Raw genomic sequence first — 15,304 nt, forward strand, 5'->3', positions numbered from 1 at the left:
CGCGCCCGGCGCGGCGTCAGAGCGCGAGGCGGTACGCGATCAGGACGCCGATGTTGAACATGTCGACGCGCTGGGAGAGCGAGGCGAGATCGCCGGTCGGGGAGACCTTGCGCTTCTCGGGGAGGAACCAGCTCGAGTAGCGGATGTGGCTCCCGACGCTCCAGTTGTCGGCGAAGGCCCAGTCGCCGCCGAACGCGAGCCCAGCGGCGACGCCTTCGGTGCCGATCGTCGCCGCCCTGGGCCCGACATACGCCGTGTCCGAGTAGGGGTTGCGATCGGCCTCGACCGACCACGAGTCGTTGACGACGACGCCGCCGATCGTCACGCCGGCCCACCACTCCGAGCTGTGGATGCGGAGGGCGTAATAGCGAAACAGCCCATCGAGCATGAAGTAGCTGCGCGCGTGATCGCGCTCGAGGCCGCGCGCGCCGCGCGCGGCGTCGGAGGTCAGCGTCGCCGCCCAGAAGATGCCTGCGCCGAAGCCGATGTCGCGCCAGCGGTAGAGGTTGTGGATGCCGAGGGAGACGCTCGTCTCGCCCTGCTCGCAGGCGCCCGGAGACACCGAGACGGGGCAGACGTCGGCGCCAGGGAGCGTCATCACGCCGCTGCTCACCTCCACCATGGTGTAGGGGAAACCGCGCTCGCGCGCGGCGACCGCGCGGCGGGCGGCCCTGCTCTCGTCGGCGCGGCCGGGGGTGGAGATCAGGAGCGCGGCGAGCGCGGCGAGCGCGGCGGCGCACGCGGCGCCGCGCGAGCGCACGCTCGTCGCTCGCGCGCTGTCACGCCCCGCCAGCGCTGCCCGGCCGCCCTGCCCGGCGCGGGCGTCGGAGGGCGCTTGCGACGTCGGGTACCGGCCGCCTGGACTCACGTTCTCTGGATTATAGCCATGGACCCGTCGACGAGGGGAGCGGCGAGGCGGCGTCCGTGGGCAGCGGCGGCGGCGAGGGAGGCAGGACCGGCGCTGGTGCGGCGCTGGCCGGCGGCGAGGCAGCGCCGGTGCTGTTGGGCGAACCCGCGCCTCCCGGCGTCGGGGACGGGGCCGGCGCGCCCCGGGGGACGGGCGCCGGCGGCTGCCCCTGAGGAGCGCCGCGGCCCTCGGCCGGCGCGGGGCGGCGCGGCGCAGGCCTGCGGTCTGCGCCTGCGGCCTGTGTCCCCGAGCTCTGTGGAGCGACCTGAGGGGGCGGCGCCGGGGCGGCGCCCGGCGGGCCCCCGGAGAGCTCGGCGACGAGGTGCTGGGCGGTGGTGAGCGCCGGCTGCAGCTCGAGCGCGAGCTTCGCAAGCTGGATGGCGCCGGCCTTGTCGCCGGCGTATTTCCGCCCGAGGGCGTCGGCGACGATGCGCTCGGACGACTCGCGGCGGAGCTCGGCGAGGCGCGCGTCTCCTGGCCACCGCGCGAGCGCCTGCGAGACGATCTCCTTGACGTTCTCGCGGGGCGGGGTGTCCCAGGCGTGCCTGCCCATGCAGTCGCGCGCGCGCTCGATGTGCCCTTCGATGGTGTCGCGCGCGGACGGCCCCCCGAAGGCGCCGAGGTGCCGCCCGCCGAGGAACACGACGAACCCCACCGCGCTGGCGCACGCGAGGAGGGCGGTCGCGCGCGCGATCATCGCCCGACGGGGGAGCGGCCGCGCGGCGGACTCGACGCCTTGCATGGTCGACGGGACCGGCGCAGCGTCGCGCATGGGATCGATGCCGAGGCCGATCGCCGTGCGCGCGGGCTCGTCCGCCGCGCCGCCGTGGCGAGCGGGGCTCCACGATGCGCGCGCTCCGGCGTCGAGCCGCTCCGCCGGTTCGGCGAGCGCGCCGCCGAACCGCGCGCCGCTCGAGGGCCGCTCGGCCTGGGACGAGGCTGCGAGCGGCGTGGTCCACGAGGGCGCCGAGCTGAACGAGCTGGGTGAAGCGCGCTCGGCGCCGCTGGAGGAGGAGCGCTCCTCCTCGCGGCGATGCGACGCGGGGTCGCTGTAGCGCGCTGCATCGCCGCCCGGGAGGCGGGGCTCGAGGTCGCCGATGTGGGCGCTCTCGAGCGTCGGCGCGGCGATGCCGCCGATCTGGGCGGCGAGCGCGGGGGAGAGATCGAGCGATTTGGTGCGCGACTTCGAGGCCAGCTTCATGACCGCGCTGGCGCGCAGGAGCCCGGGCTGGGCGGCGATCTCCTCGGGGTCGAGCCCGCTCGCCCGGACCGCGAGGGCGAGATCGCGGCCGAGGGCGCGCGCGTCGGGGGCCCGGTCCGAGGGCTTCTTGGCGAGATTCTGCATCACGATCCGCGCGATGGGCTCGGGCACGTAGCTGGAGCGCGCGATGCTGCGCAGGTCCGCCGGCGGGGCGTGCGTGTGCTGGACGAGGAGTGCGACCGGCGAGTCGCCCTCGAACGGGGCGCGCCCCGCGAGGCACTGGTACAGCATCGTCGCGATGGAGTAGACGTCCGCCGGCGGACCGACCCGCTGCCCTTCGGCGCCTTCGGGCGAGATGTACTTGGCGGTGCCGAAGATGAGCCCCGCCTGGGTGGTCATCGCCTTGTCGGCCCAGTCGAGGCGGGCGATGCCGAAGTCGAGCACCTTCACGTAATCCGGGTCCTCGCTGCGGCGGACGAGCATGATGTTCTCGGGCTTGAGATCCCGGTGGACGATGCCCTGCGCGTGCGCCTCGCCGACCGCGTCGCACACCTGGAGGGCGATGTGGAGCGCCCTCGGGAGCGGCAGCGCCTCGCTCTCGCCGCCTGCCCCTGCCGCGGCGAGCGCGGAGAGCAGCGAGATGCCGTCGAGGTGCTCCATGACGAGGTAGAGCTCGCCGCCGATCCGGGGGTCGGCGATCGGGGGCACGCTCCCGGTCATGAGGACCTGGACGACGTTCGGGTGGACCAGCCGGCTCGCGATCTTGGCCTCGCGGTGGAAGCGGCTCACGAGCTCTGCGTTGCTGCTGAGCTCGCGGTGGAGGATCTTCACGGCCACATCGCGCTCGATCCCGGCCTGGAAAGCGCGGTAGACGCGGCCCATCGAGCCGATGCCGATGAGGTGGCGGGTCTGGATCTGCCCGCCCAGCGTGATGCCCACGTACGGGTCGCGCTCCGCGGCGCCGAACGTGGGGCTCTTGCGCGAGCTCGCGAGCGGGGTGCCGTCGCGCGGGCAATAGAGGACGCCCGCGTCGTAGCGCTCGCCGCACGAGGGGCAGCTCTTCGCGGGGGACGGCTCCATCGACGGCGCTGATCCTAGCACCGCTCCCGCCATAAATTCTCGGACGGAGCGGCGTTTCGGCGCGCCGCGGCGCCCGAGGACGCTCGGACGTGGACCGACCGGCGCCTTGCGACTACGGTCGCGGCGTGAGCGGTTCCAAGGCGAGTGCAGCACGGGCGCGCAACGGCAGAGGGCGCGGCAACGCGGGTGCCGCCCCTGCGCCCGCCGCGCGCCAGGCCGCCCCCTCGCCGGCCCGGGAGGTCGCCTCGCCGGCCCGGGAGATCGCCTCGCCGGCGGCCGACGCAGGGCCGCGCGAGGGCGAGTACGTCGTCACGCTTCCCACGTTCGAGGGGCCGCTCGACCTGCTGCTTCACCTCATCCAGCAGCACGAGCTCGACATCCTCGACATCCCCGTGAGCTTCGTCACGGAAAAATACCTCGAGTACCTGAAGCTCATGCGGTCGCTGTCGATCGACCTCGCGAGCGAGTACCTCGTGATGGCGGCGACGCTGACGCACATCAAGTCGAAGATGCTGCTGCCGAGCGTGCCTGCGGGGCAGGACGACGACGGGATGCCGGGCGAGGAGGAGGATCCGCGGGCGGAGCTCGTCCGGCGGCTCCTTGAGTACCAGAAGTACAAGGTCGCCGCAGCCGACCTGGCCGAGCGCGGGACGCTCGGGCGCGACGTGTTCACGCGCGGCATGAGCGAGAGCGAGGTGCCCAAGGGCCCGGCTCCGTTCGCGCAGACGGCGATCTTCAGCCTGCTAGACGCCTTCGAGCGGGTGCTGAAGCGGACGAACGTCCAGATCGATCATGAGGTCGTCTTCGATCGCATCAGCATCACGGATCGCATCGTCGAGCTCACGGAGAAGCTCTCGGCGCGGCGCGCCATGCGGTTCGAGGATCTGCTGCTCGACAGCGTCTCGAAGGGGGGCGTGATCCCGCGCTTCGAGGTCGTGATCACGTTCCTGGCCGTGCTCGAGATGTGCAAGCTGAGGCTCATCCGGGTCCACCAGACGGACCCGCTGGCGCCCATTCACATCCAGCTCGCGGTCGCCGATGGCGCGCCGGTGGTGTTTGACGGCTCCGAGGACGGCGTGCCGATGGCATTTGACGGCTCCGAGGACGGCGCGCCGGCGGCGGAGCGGATCGAGACGGCGGGGAGCGAGGAGGCAGGAGCGCCGCCTGCTGCCGCCGAGGGCGAGATGGCGGAGGCCGTCGAGGTGGGGCGAAGCGAGCCGGCCGGGCCGGAGCTCGTCGAGCCGGCCGAGCCGACGAGCGGAGCGCCGTCGGGAGCGGAGCCCGCGGGGGCGCCGAGCGTCGCACCGGACGGCCTGGAGCCGGTCGAGCCCGTGGAGCAGGTGGAGGACGTCAGCGCCGAGGCGGCAGAACCGGAGCCCGCGGAGGCAGCGGAGGAGTCGAGCAGCGAGCCGGCGTGGTCGGAGCTGGCCGAGCCCGTCGAAGAGAGGAACGTCGAGGCGGGGGACGCGGAGCTGGCGCAGGCCGTTGAGCCAACGAGCGGCGAACCGGCGTGGTCGGAGCTGGCCGAACCAGCTGAGGAATCGAGCGGCGAAGCATCGGCGACGGACCTCCCCGGGGCCGCGGAGGAGACGAGTCGTGCGGACGACGTCCCAGCGGGCGAGCCTGCGGTGGAAGCGGTGGAAGGTGATGCCGACCCGGCTCCAGGAGAGGCGGAGCGCGATGCTGCCGTGGACCCGAACGCGCACCCGGCCGCAGAGGACTTCGCAGCGCCGCCGGCAGAGGTGGATGAGGTAGACGCAGGGAGTGGCCGTGACGGTGGCTGATGCCGCGGCGAAGCGGCGGCGCATAGCAAAGACGACGACAGGACAGGGCGCATCGGCGCGGCTGAGGGCGGCGGCGCACGCATGGCTCGGCGAAACGAAGCGGCCGAGGGGCGGGAAGAAGGAGCCGCGTGCGCCGAAGACGGCAGGGCAGGGCACGCCGGCGAGGGCGAGCGCGCAGGCCACGCCGGCGCGGCTGAGGGCAGCGGCGCACGCGTGGCTCGGCGGAACGAAGCGGCCGAGGGGCGGGAAGAAGGAGCCACGCGCGCCGAAGACGACAGGGCAGGGCACGCCGGCGAGGGCGAGCGCGCAGGCCACGCCGGCGCGGCTGAGGGCAGCGGCGCACGCGTGGCTCGGCGGAACGAAGCGGCCGAGGGGCGGGAAGAAGGAGCCACGCGCGCCGAAGACGACAGGGCAGGGCACGCCGGCGAGGGCGAGCGCGCAGGCCACGCCGGCGCGGCTGAGGGCAGCGGCGCACGCGTGGCTCGGCGGAACGAAGCGGCCGAGGGGCGGGAAGAAGGAGCCGCGCGCATCGAGAGGGACGCGGCAAGATCCGGTCGCTCGCTTCCGCGCTGGCGCATGGGACCAGCTCGGTCATCCGGCGCGCCGCGCCGACGTTCCTGTCCGGAGCGCGGCCACGGCGCCCGGGCTCTCTGCCGTCGCGCGCAAGCACCTGAAGGGAGTGCTGGAAGCGCTCATCTTCGTGGCGGAGCGACCGGTGCCGGCCCGTGAGCTCGCGCGTTCGGCGAATGCAGAGCACCGCGTCGTGCGAGAGTTGCTGGCCGAGCTCGTCGCGGAGTACGACGGGCGAGGGTTTCGCCTGGACGAGGTCGCCGGAGGGTATGTCTTTCGCACGAGCGCCGCATTTGCGCCCTTCGTTCGCGAGGTGACAGAGCAGAAGCCGGTCAAGATGTCTCGCGCCCAGACCGAGACGCTCGCGATCGTCGCGTACCGGCAACCGATCACGCGGCCCGAGATCGACGAGATCCGCGGCGTGGACTCCGGCGCGGCGCTCAAGTCGCTCCTGGAGCGTGATCTCGTGAGGATCCTGGGCAAGAAGGACGAGCCTGGGCGCCCGATGCTGTACGGCACGACGGCGCAGTTCCTCGAGTTCTTCGGCCTGAAGGCGCTCGGCGAGCTGCCCACCCTGCGCGAGTTCACCGAGCTGACCGACGAGTCGCGCCGCGCCTATGAGCGCGAGCTCGGCGAAGAGCCGCCCGAGACGGGGGTGGTGACGTCGGGACAGGAGAGCTTCGCCGGCGCGGAGGGATCGATCCGGACGAGCGTCGCCGCCAGTGCGGGGGAAAACCTATCGGAAGACGTCGGCGCGTCGTCTGCTGCGCCGCGGGAGGGAGAGGTCGCGATGGAAGCAAGGGAAGACGAAATGCCTGAAGAGATCTCTGTCGTGGGAGCGGACGCAGCGCTTGGTGAGGCTGCTGAGAAGGACGCTTTCCAGCACGCCAACGATGTCGCGGATGAACAGCGCGACGAGGATGAAGACGACGAAGACGAGGAGGAGGACGACGAGGACGAAGACGAGGACGACGAAGATGACGAGGAGGGCGACGAAGACGACGAAGACGAGGAGGAGGGCGACGAAGACGAGGAGGAGGACGACGAGGACGAAGATGAGGACGACGAAGCAGAGGACGACGAGGACGAGGACGAGGACGACGAAGATGATGAAGACGAGGACGACGAAGATGACGAGGACGATGACTGAACGTTCATCCTCGTCCGAGCGTTCAGCGCGTCGCCCCGTCGCTCACGGCGGTGGGGCATCCGTCGGATCGGGATAGGCCTCGGCCAGCTTCGTTGCGGCGCTCCTCAGCTCGGGGTGGGCGAGGAGCTTGCGGAAGAGCCGCCAGAGCTCGGGATCGGCGAGCATCTGGAGCGGCGAGGCGGCGACCTGTTTCCTCTTCTTGCGGGGGATCGCCTCCGGACCTCTTCGTCGCAGATCCTCCATCATTCCCACGAAGCGCTTCGTGGGGAAGAGATCTCCGTGCTCCCACGCGAGCACGGTCTCCTGCTCGATGCCCAGCGCTCCGGCGAGCTCGCGGGCCGTGCAGCCGAGCTCCTGCCGGAGCTTCTTGATGTCCTCGGGGGCCATGCGGGGCGAGGGTAGCGGCCTCGAAAAAAGAAAGCGACGTCGAGCAACCGGCCGCGAGCTCCCGCCGAACTCCGCGTCATGACCCATCGTTGCCCGATTCACCCGTCGTGGACCTCCCGCGCGTTACGCGCACTGCCGCTTGCGCTCGCGCCGCTCGTGGCCTCACCCCTGTCCTGCGCGCCGGAGCTCGTCGTCCCCCCGCAGCTCGATGAGGGCGGTGACGAAGAGGACGCCGACGTCGCTGGCCCCGCAGACGCCGGCCCGGAGCTCCAGATCGAGCCCCCCGCGCCGCTGGACGCCGCGCCTCCGGTGCTGCGGGCGCGCGTGCTCCTCCCCGGCGCCGCTCTCGAGAGCGTCGATCCCGCCCGTGCGCTGGTCGTCCGCGGCAAGCTCAGCGCGGCGCATCTCCGGCAGATTGAGCGAGGCGAGCTGTCGACGGCGCTGTCGGAGCGCGTCGTCCCCTCGATCGCCTGGCTGAACGGGACGCCCCCTGGCGACCTCTCGCTGACCGTGGCGCCGCTCGCCCCGCTCGCGCCCGGGGAGACCTACGCCATCGCGAGCGGCAGCCCTGTGTTCTCGCACCACATCCAGATCGCCACCGAGGGCTCGCCGCCCGTGCTCTCACGGCTCTGGCCGCCGCCCGACGCCGGCGCGACCCTCGGCCTGGGGGTGTGGTGCGGCGACGCGCCCCTCCCGGAGGTGGTCGCCGCGGCGACACTCGCGCCTGGCGGACCGACGGGCGAGCTGCGCCGCGGCGCCGTCGACGACATCGGCGCGCGCTGCCTGCGCTTCGAAGGGGAGCCAACCGCCACGGCGCCGCCCGACACCGACGGCCTGCGCCTCGTGGGGCCTCCGGTCGCGCTCCCGGGAGAGCCGGCGGCGGTGAGCCTCGATCCGCGTCCGTTTGTGCTGGAATCGGATCCGCTTCCAGCCATCGCGACGGTGTGCGCGCCGGACGAGCTCGCGCTCGGGCCGGGCTGTGCTCAGATCGCCGACGATCGGATCCTCGTTCGTTCGGCGGATGCGCCGCTGCTCTGGGCGATCGCGGGCGCGGGGCTCGACGAAGTCCTCGCGGTGCCGCCGGGCGAGCCGTTCGTCCTCGCTCCACTGCCGCCCTTGAGCCCCGTCGAGCTCGCCATTGCGACCGTCGACAACGCCGGGGTCGTGGAGCGCCGGACGTTCTCGGCCATGACGCTCGCCCCCATGCCCCATGTGATCATCAACGAGGTGCTGGCAAACCCCGTCGGGCCGGAGCCAGGACAGGAGTGGGTCGAGCTCTACAATGACGGTGACGTCCCTGCTGAGCTCACAGGGGTTGTACTCGCCGATGTGGGTGGTGAGACCGAATTGCCCCCTATTTCCCTCATGCCCGGCGCGTACGCTCTGGTCGTCAACGAGGACTACGTTTCTGATGATGAGCTCGACCCTCCGTCTGCTCCCGAGACGCTTCTTCTCCGCGTGCCAAAACTTGGCAACCACGGGCTGTCGAACTCGGGAGAACCGCTCAAATTGAAGGATCAAGGAGGTGCTGTCTTGTCCAGGTCGCCCGCCGCGCCCACGCCAAAGCCGGGAATGAGCCTGGCCCGCGTCGCTCCGCACGCTCCAGACGGCTCGGCTGGCTCCTTCACGACCAGCTGGCCGACGCCCGGTCGCGTGAACATAATGAACCAGGAGATCCCCTGAAGGATGGGGAGTTTGCCTCCGCGCGGGGCGAACTCGCCCCGGGGCCGAGAAAATTCGAGCAAAGCGGGTGACGGACCCGTCTATGAGAGCTAGGTTTCAATCGAGTAGACAGACGGGTGGGGGGGCCGCCACCTGAGGAGACGCTGCCGCGCTGTGAACGCGAGCTGTGCGGCAGGTGCCTTTCGCGTGGAGTTCGGCGATGGCTGGTGTTCGTGAAAAGCTGTTGACGGCATCGGACCTCGCAGCCTTGTGCGAGGTCGACTTGAAGACAATCCATAACTGGGTAGATCGAGGGAGGATTGCCCATTTCCGTACGCCGGGGAGACACTTGCGCTTCAAGGCTGCGGACGTGGCCGAGTTCCTCCGGGCATGGGGCTATTCGGTGCCCCGGGAGCTCGCCAAGGCGACCTCCAAGTCGATGATGGCCATCGGCACCAAGGATACGATGGCCCACGTGGCGCGAGCCCTCGGGGAAGGCGTGCCCATCCGGCACGCGAGCCACCCGTATGACGCGCTGATCTTCGCGGGGGCGGACCCCGCGGACGTGTACATCGTCGACGTGCGGGCGGTGTCCAGCGACGTGGACGTCCCCTCCCTCTTCGAGGCGCTCCATCGAGCGAACTCGCAGGGGACGTTCGTCGCTTTATCGGATGAGCCGATCAGCCTGCCGTCGTTCGTCGGCCGGATCGGCCGAAGCGACGCGCAGCAGCTGAAGGGCTTCCTCATGCCCGAAGCGGCCGCGCAGACGGCGACGCCGCTCCAGGCGGCGAGCGGTCCGGCGTCGGAAGAGCCGCCGCGGAGCCTCGCCGCAGGCGGGTCTTCACGCTGAGCCAGGGCCCCGGCCGTCCTACGCCCGGCAGAAGAGGCTGGGCTAGGACGGCCGGTCGCGCCCGAGGAGACTCCGCCAGGAGCCGCAGCACGGCCGTAGCAGCGCAGAGCGAGCCGCTGAGGTCAGAACCCCCCTCCCGCAGCACAACCCGGGGCCGGTTGATGGGTCGCTCGCAACCCCGCTGCAGAGTCCGCGTCGGCGTCTCCTGGAGGAAGACGCGCTCGAGGAGCATGGCTCCTCGGGCGGAGGCGCTTCAGCTTCCAGCGATGGTCATGGAGGAGACCCGGAACGTCGGCGAGCACGTCGACGTCCGGAGATCGAGGTCGTCCCCGACGGCGTCGATCCGCTGCAAGAGCTCGTCGAGGTTCAGCGAGATGGTTACCTCGCTCACGGGGTAAGCGAGCTCTCCGTTCTCGATCCAGAAGCCGGACGCACCCCGGGAGAAGTCGCCGGTCACGGCGTTGAAGCCGAAGCCCATCATCTCGGTGACGTACAGCCCGCGCGGCGTGGAACGCACGATCTCCGCCGCTGGCGTGGAGGTGGGCTGGAGGAGGAAGTTCGACGTGGACGGCCCGACCCCGCCGCCAGCGCCGCGCGAGGCGCTGGCGGTCGGCGGGCGCTTGAGCTTCCGGCCGCTGTAGCTGTCGCAGAGGTAAGTCTTCAGGACGCCTTGCTCGACCACGACGTTGCGCCGGGCGAGGAGGCCCTCGCCGTCGAACGGGCGCGAGCCGGGCGCGCGCGGGATCAGCGGATCGTCGACGATCGTGATGAGATCGCTGGCGATGCGCGTCTCCTCGCGGCCGACGAGGTAGCTCGACTTGCGCCAGATCGAGCTGCCCATGATGCAGGAGCCGAGCAACCCGAGCATCGACCGGGCGACGTCCGGGTCGAAGACGACGGGCGCCTCACAGGTCGGCACCTTGCGGGCGCCGAGCTTGCGCAGCGTCCGGCGCGCCGCCTCGCGGCCCACGGCGTCCGGGGCGTCCAGATCGGCGAGGTGGCGCCGGCCGGTGAAGTAGAAGCCGCGGCGCTTCTTGTCGCCGCTGTCGTCGGCGACCGGGGAGACAACGAGCTGCGCGTACGAGCCGGCGAAGCCGCCGCGGAACCCGCCGGACAGGACGAGGGCGAAGGCGCCCGCGCTCCGCGAGAACGTCGCGCCCTCGCTGTTCGTGATGCGCGGGTCGGCGTCGCGCGCGGCCTGCTCGCCTCGGCGCGCGATGTCGATCGCCTGCGCGGCCGTGACCTCCCCGCCGGAGGGATCGTAGAGATCGAGCGCGGGGAAGGGTCCCTTGGCGATGAGCTCCGGATCGGCGGGGCCGGCGAACGCGTCCTCCTGGGAAATGTCGGCGAGCTCCAGCGCGTCCGCCACGAAGCGATCGATGCCGCGGGGCGTGAGGTCGGACGTCGAGGTCAGCGCGACGCGCTGCTTCTTGATGATCCTCATGCCGAGGCCCTTGTGGACGGCCTCCTCGACGAGCTCGGGCTCGCCGAGGCGCACCTTGGTGGTGAGCTCGGAGCCGGAGCGGGCGATCGCCTCCGCGACGTCGGCGCCGCCCTTCCTGGCGCGCGTCACGACCTGCTCGGCGAGCTCCATGAGTTCCTCGACCTGCTGCTCCACGCGGGCTCGTTCGGACATGGGGCGACAGGGTGGTGGAGCGGGCTGGCTCCGTCAACGCGGTGACGCGGCCTCCTGCCCGCGCGGCGAGAGGCGTCTCAGCCCGGCCGGTTGGAGCGCCCTCCGCTACCGACGCCGAGCCGCCGCTGAGGGCGTGCCGAGGCGGGCCGGGGCGGAACGACCTCAGGCGCTGGCTCGCTCGGGATGGCGCGGGGGCGCGCGCCGGGGGAGGGCGCGGCCTTCGGCCCGCCGCCCGCGGGCTCGCGCCGGAGGAGGGCGCTCACGGTGACCGCGAAGCCGGCGGCCAGCATGGTGTACATCCAGAGGAGCGCATAGCCGAGCGGGCCGCCGGCGACCGGGTGGACGCCGAAGTCGCCCTCGACCTGCCGGTAGGTGCCGTCGAGCGCGAGCCGTCGCGACAGGGCTATGACGGCAAGCAGGGCGATCGACAGCGGCGCGCCGGCGAGGACGGCGAGCGCGCGGACCGCGCGCTGGGCGGTCCACCTGCCGCCAGCGCTCCCGGCGAAGCGATTCGCGGCGGCGAAGCCGGCGGGCACCGAGGCGGCATTGACGAGGACGACCACGAGGTCGACGGCGGACGGGATGCGGCGCGTGTCGACGAGGTACGCGAAGCTCCAGTCAGGGGCGAACACGAGGAAGTACGCGCAGACCGGCGCGAAGACGAGGCAAGCGAACAGGGAGACGAGCGCGAGCGGCCGAGCGCGCGCGCCCGGCGCTAGCCGAGGCTCCGCCGCGCGCAGCGCGCCCAGGCGGTGAGGGGCTGCAGCGCTGAACCAGGCGAGCAGCGCGCCGAGAGCAAAGCCGACGAGGGGAGCGACGAAGGCGGGCACGCGGCGCCGAAAGTAGTCCTGTCGCCCCCTCCTGAGCAAAGTGCCTGGACCTTTTCCTGACCAGGACGGCTCGAGCGGCCCACGCCAGGGCTCTTCCGGGCGCGGCTGGGCAGGCGGGGCGGAACGTTTGCCCTGGGGACGCCGCCGCGCTAAGCGGCTGCGCACATGGAGCCGCGCCTCGTCCGGGAGATGCTTGAGCGCGTTCGGACCGGCGAGCTTGCCGTCGAGGAGGCGCTCGATGCCCTCCGGGGGCTGCCTTTCCGGGACCTGGGCGTCGCGACCGTCGATCACCACCGCGCGCTCAGGCAGGGCGTCCCCGAGGTGATCTTCGGCGAAGGGAAGACACCCGAGCAGATCGCCCTGATCGCCGGGGAGATCTCGGGGGCAGGCCAGAACGTGCTCGTGACCCGGGTCGACGCTGCGAAGGGCGCGGCGGTCACGGCGCTCGTGCCTGCGTTCCGTTATGTGCCCCTCGCGCGGACCGGCAGCATCGAGGTCGCGCCGCCGCCGAAGCGCGCCGCCGGGACGGTCGCCGTCGTGACGGCGGGCACGAGCGATCTCCCGGTCGCCGAGGAGGCCATCGAGACGCTTCGCGCCGTGGGCCTCGAGGCGAAGCGGCTGTACGACGTGGGGGTTGCGGGGCTGCACCGCTTCCTCCATCGCGTCGAGGAGCTGCGCAAGGCGTCGGCGGTGATCGTTGTCGCGGGCATGGAAGGCGCGCTGCCGAGCGTGGTCGGCGGGCTCGTGGCGGCGCCGGTCATCGCGGTGCCGACGTCGGTCGGCTACGGCGCTGCCCTGGGCGGCTTCACCGCGCTCTTCGGCATGCTCACGTCGTGTGCCTCTGGCGTCGCCGTGGTCAACATCGACAGCGGCTTCGGCGCGGCGATGGTGGTGCATCGCATGTTGCCGAAGGAGTAGCGCGGAACGAGCGCGACCGCGGGAGCGCCGCGCCGCGAAGGCGCCCGGGGAACGGAGAAGGCGAGAGATGGGACACGGGCACGATCACGACCACGCGCACGGGGATGTGCACGGAGGCCATCACCACCACGAGCACGCGCACGGAGACGAGCACGCGCACGGAGGCCATCCCGACCACGGGCACGCGCACGGAGACGAGCACGCGCACGGAGGCCATCACCACGAGCACGCGCACGGAGACGAGCACGCGCACGGAGGCCATCACCACCACGCGCACGGAGACGAGCACGACCACGGGCACGCGCACGGAGGGCACCACCACCACGGGCACGACCATCCGCGCGCGCCGCTCCTCGAGGAGGGCGCGGGCGCGGGCAAGGTCCTGTTCTTCGACGCGTTCAGCGGGATCGCGGGCGACATGACCATCGCCGCGCTGCTCGATCTCGGGGTGCCCCTCCTCGTCATCGAGCGCGCCGTCGCCGCGCTGCCGCTCGACGGGTTCCACCTGCACCGCGGGCACGCCCATCGGAGCGGCATCGTGGCGACCTCGTTCGACGTGCACGTCGAGGCGCAGCAGCCGGAGCGCACCTACGGATCCATCGACGCCATGCTCGCCGCCGCGCCGCTCGATCCACCGGTCGCCGCGCTGGCACGCCGGATCTTCCGGCGCCTCGGCGAGGCGGAGGCCGCCGTGCACCGGATCCGCCTCGAGGACGTGCACTTCCACGAGGTCGGCGCCGTCGACGCGATCGTCGACATCGTGGGCTCCGCCGCGGCGATCGTGCACATCGGGGCGGAGGTCGTCGGATCGCCGCTGCCCATGGGGCGCGGGTTCGTGAAGGCGCGGCACGGGATCCTCCCGCTGCCGCCGCCCGCGGCGGTCGCGTGCCTCCGCGGCGTCCCGACCTACGGCGTCGAGCTCGACGCCGAGCTGGTCACGCCCACCGGCGCGGCCATCATCGCCACGCTGGCGACCCGGTTCGAGCGCTGGCCGACGTTCGCCCCCGATCGGATCGGCTTCGGCGCCGGTCAGCGCGAGCTGCCGGACCGCCCCAACCTGCTGCGGGTCGTGCTCGGGACGCGCACCGGCGGCGAGGAGAGCGTCGGCAGCGCGTCGCACGTGCTCGTCGAGGCGAACGTCGACGATCTGACGGGCGAGGTGGCAGGGCACGCGATCGAGGCGCTGTTCGCGGCGGGCGCGCTCGACGCCTGGGCGGTGCCGATCACCATGAAGAAAGGGCGCCCCGCCCTGACGATCGCCGCGCTCGCGGCCGCCCCCCAGGCCGACGCCGTCGCGACGGCGCTGCTCCGCGAGACGACCAGCATCGGGCTACGGAAGATCCCTGTCGCGCGCACCGAGCGGCCGCGGCGGATCACCACCGTGCAGACGGCGTACGGAGCCATCCGGGTGAAGATCAGCGAGGGGCCGTTCGGGCCGCCGCAGATCAAGCCGGAGTTCGACGATTGCGCCGCGGCGGCGAGGACACACGGCGTGCCGGTGCGCGAGGTCGTCTCGGCGGCGCTGTCGGCCGCCAAGGGGTAACGCCGCGCCGCGCAGGTGCCGCCGCGAGGCGCCGTGCTCGCCGAGCGGCGCAGCGTGCGGCAGCGGTCAGTCGGGGCGCTGGATCGGGAGCGCCTCGGCCTCCCACGAGAGGAAGCCGCCCTCGAGGAACGCGACGGGCACGCCCTCCTCGGCGAGCTTCGCGGCGACGTCCTTCGACTTGTCGCCGGAGCGGCAGTAGAGCACCGGCGCGCCGGCCAGCATGTGGAGCTCGGCGAGCCGGCCTTCGATCTCCTCGATCGGGATGTGCACAGCGCCCGGGATGTGGGCGCGGCCGTAGGCGGGGGTCTCGCGCGTGTCCACGGGGACCACCTGGCCCTCCCGGATCAGCTGCGCCAGCTCGGCCGCCCGGATGGCGCCCTCGGCGCGCGGGAGGAACGGATCGAGCAGCTCGCGGAGCTGCTTTCGGTTGAGGACGCCCTGCTCGGCGGCCACCGGGCGGCCTCGATGAAAGACCATGAACGTCGGGACGGCCTGGATGCGCAGCGTGGTGGCGATGCGCTTCGACCGGTCGATGTCGACCTTGACCACCTTGGCCTTGCCCTCGAGCTCGCGCGCGATGGCGTCGACCTCGGGCGCGACCGTCTTGCACGGCCCGCACCAGGTGGCGGTGAAATCGATGAGCACGGGCAACTCGCTGCGGAGCACCTCGCGCTCGAACTCCTGCTCGTTGATCTCGGGAACGGCCATGGCGGGCGAATTCATAGCGGGCCTTTCCTGCGAGATCGAGCGGCGCGAGGGCTCCGCCGCCGAGATCGCGGAGATGAA

Annotated in this window: 12 protein-coding genes; 6 read left to right on the plus strand and 6 right to left on the minus strand. The window is 72.2% G+C overall.

The genetic code is table 11. From position 1 onward, the window contains the following. Window positions 1–16: 16 nt before the first annotated feature. Together WMF29_RS10770 and WMF29_RS10775 are read right to left on the minus strand one after the other, a co-directional pair. Window positions 17–868, minus strand: coding sequence for a hypothetical protein (locus tag WMF29_RS10770; RefSeq protein ID WP_437328755.1), 852 nt, complete (start codon window positions 866–868; stop codon window positions 17–19). A gap of 10 nt (window positions 869–878) precedes the next feature. Further along, on the minus strand, window positions 879–3,188 hold the full coding sequence (locus WMF29_RS10775; RefSeq protein ID WP_437328756.1) for a serine/threonine-protein kinase: 2,310 nt from the start codon (window positions 3,186–3,188) through the stop codon (window positions 879–881). A 125-nt stretch (window positions 3,189–3,313) separates the two neighbouring features. Here WMF29_RS10775 and WMF29_RS10780 point away from each other — a divergent pair, with 125 nt between their 5' ends. Both WMF29_RS10780 and scpB read left to right on the plus strand, forming a co-directional pair. Continuing rightward, on the plus strand, window positions 3,314–4,972 hold the full coding sequence (locus WMF29_RS10780) for a segregation/condensation protein A (protein WP_437328757.1): 1,659 nt from the start codon (window positions 3,314–3,316) through the stop codon (window positions 4,970–4,972). Then, window positions 4,959–6,692 (plus strand): SMC-Scp complex subunit ScpB, encoded by a 1,734-nt coding sequence (scpB, locus tag WMF29_RS10785; RefSeq protein WP_437328758.1) that lies wholly within the window; start codon window positions 4,959–4,961, stop codon window positions 6,690–6,692. The genes WMF29_RS10780 and scpB overlap by 14 nt, the downstream gene beginning before the upstream one ends. Window positions 6,693–6,734: 42 nt before the next feature. Here the strand turns inward: scpB and WMF29_RS10790 are convergent, their stop codons facing one another. Next, a complete protein-coding gene (locus WMF29_RS10790) occupies window positions 6,735–7,079 on the minus strand; it encodes a helix-turn-helix domain-containing protein (protein WP_437328759.1) in 345 nt (114 codons plus the stop codon). 156 nt (window positions 7,080–7,235) lie between these two features. Between WMF29_RS10790 and WMF29_RS10795 the strand changes: the two genes are divergently transcribed. Together WMF29_RS10795 and WMF29_RS10800 are read left to right on the plus strand one after the other, a co-directional pair. Beyond that, window positions 7,236–8,762 (plus strand): lamin tail domain-containing protein, encoded by a 1,527-nt coding sequence (locus WMF29_RS10795; RefSeq protein ID WP_437328760.1) that lies wholly within the window; start codon window positions 7,236–7,238, stop codon window positions 8,760–8,762. 199 nt (window positions 8,763–8,961) lie between these two features. Further along, window positions 8,962–9,591 (plus strand): helix-turn-helix domain-containing protein, encoded by a 630-nt coding sequence (locus WMF29_RS10800; protein ID WP_437328761.1) that lies wholly within the window; start codon window positions 8,962–8,964, stop codon window positions 9,589–9,591. Window positions 9,592–9,844: 253 nt separating this feature from the next. On the opposite strand, the gene WMF29_RS10805 is transcribed toward WMF29_RS10800, so the two are convergent. Then, a complete protein-coding gene (locus WMF29_RS10805; RefSeq protein ID WP_437328762.1) occupies window positions 9,845–11,227 on the minus strand; it encodes a TldD/PmbA family protein in 1,383 nt (460 codons plus the stop codon). Between the two features lie 77 nt (window positions 11,228–11,304). Beyond that, window positions 11,305–12,057, minus strand: coding sequence for a hypothetical protein (locus tag WMF29_RS10810; RefSeq protein ID WP_437328763.1), 753 nt, complete (start codon window positions 12,055–12,057; stop codon window positions 11,305–11,307). 165 nt (window positions 12,058–12,222) lie between these two features. On the opposite strand from WMF29_RS10810, the gene larB reads away from it, so the two are divergent. Both larB and larC read left to right on the plus strand, forming a co-directional pair. Continuing rightward, window positions 12,223–12,975 carry a nickel pincer cofactor biosynthesis protein LarB gene (gene larB / locus WMF29_RS10815; RefSeq protein ID WP_437328764.1) on the plus strand — a complete coding sequence of 251 codons (753 nt, stop codon included), beginning with the start codon at window positions 12,223–12,225 and terminating at the stop codon, window positions 12,973–12,975. 67 nt (window positions 12,976–13,042) lie between these two features. Further along, complete coding sequence (gene larC / locus WMF29_RS10820; RefSeq protein WP_437328765.1) at window positions 13,043–14,518, plus strand: nickel pincer cofactor biosynthesis protein LarC; 1,476 nt, start codon at window positions 13,043–13,045, stop codon at window positions 14,516–14,518. A 66-nt stretch (window positions 14,519–14,584) separates the two neighbouring features. On the opposite strand, the gene trxA is transcribed toward larC, so the two are convergent. Next, entirely contained in the window at window positions 14,585–15,226 is a 642-nt protein-coding gene (gene trxA, locus WMF29_RS10825; RefSeq protein WP_044964524.1) for a thioredoxin, read from the minus strand. Window positions 15,227–15,304 lie beyond the last annotated feature (78 nt).

The organism is Sorangium sp. So ce381 (assembly GCF_051473845.1).
In the GTDB taxonomy this organism is placed as follows: Bacteria; Myxococcota_A; Polyangia; order Polyangiales; family Polyangiaceae; genus Sorangium; species Sorangium atrum.

What these genes read in the sequence shown, in the direction of transcription:
- WMF29_RS10805 (WP_437328762.1), bottom strand. Translation starts at nt 11,227, where the DNA reads ATGTCCGAACGAGCCCGCGTGGAGCAGCAGGTCGAGGAACTCATGGAG.
- trxA (WP_044964524.1), bottom strand. Translation starts at nt 15,226, where the DNA reads ATGGCCGTTCCCGAGATCAACGAGCAGGAGTTCGAGCGCGAGGTGCTC.
- WMF29_RS10800 (WP_437328761.1), top strand. Translation starts at nt 8,962, where the DNA reads ATGGCTGGTGTTCGTGAAAAGCTGTTGACGGCATCGGACCTCGCAGCC.
- larC (WP_437328765.1), top strand. Translation starts at nt 13,043, where the DNA reads ATGGGACACGGGCACGATCACGACCACGCGCACGGGGATGTGCACGGA.
- larB (WP_437328764.1), top strand. Translation starts at nt 12,223, where the DNA reads ATGGAGCCGCGCCTCGTCCGGGAGATGCTTGAGCGCGTTCGGACCGGC.
- WMF29_RS10790 (WP_437328759.1), bottom strand. Translation starts at nt 7,079, where the DNA reads ATGGCCCCCGAGGACATCAAGAAGCTCCGGCAGGAGCTCGGCTGCACG.
- WMF29_RS10775 (WP_437328756.1), bottom strand. Translation starts at nt 3,188, where the DNA reads ATGGAGCCGTCCCCCGCGAAGAGCTGCCCCTCGTGCGGCGAGCGCTAC.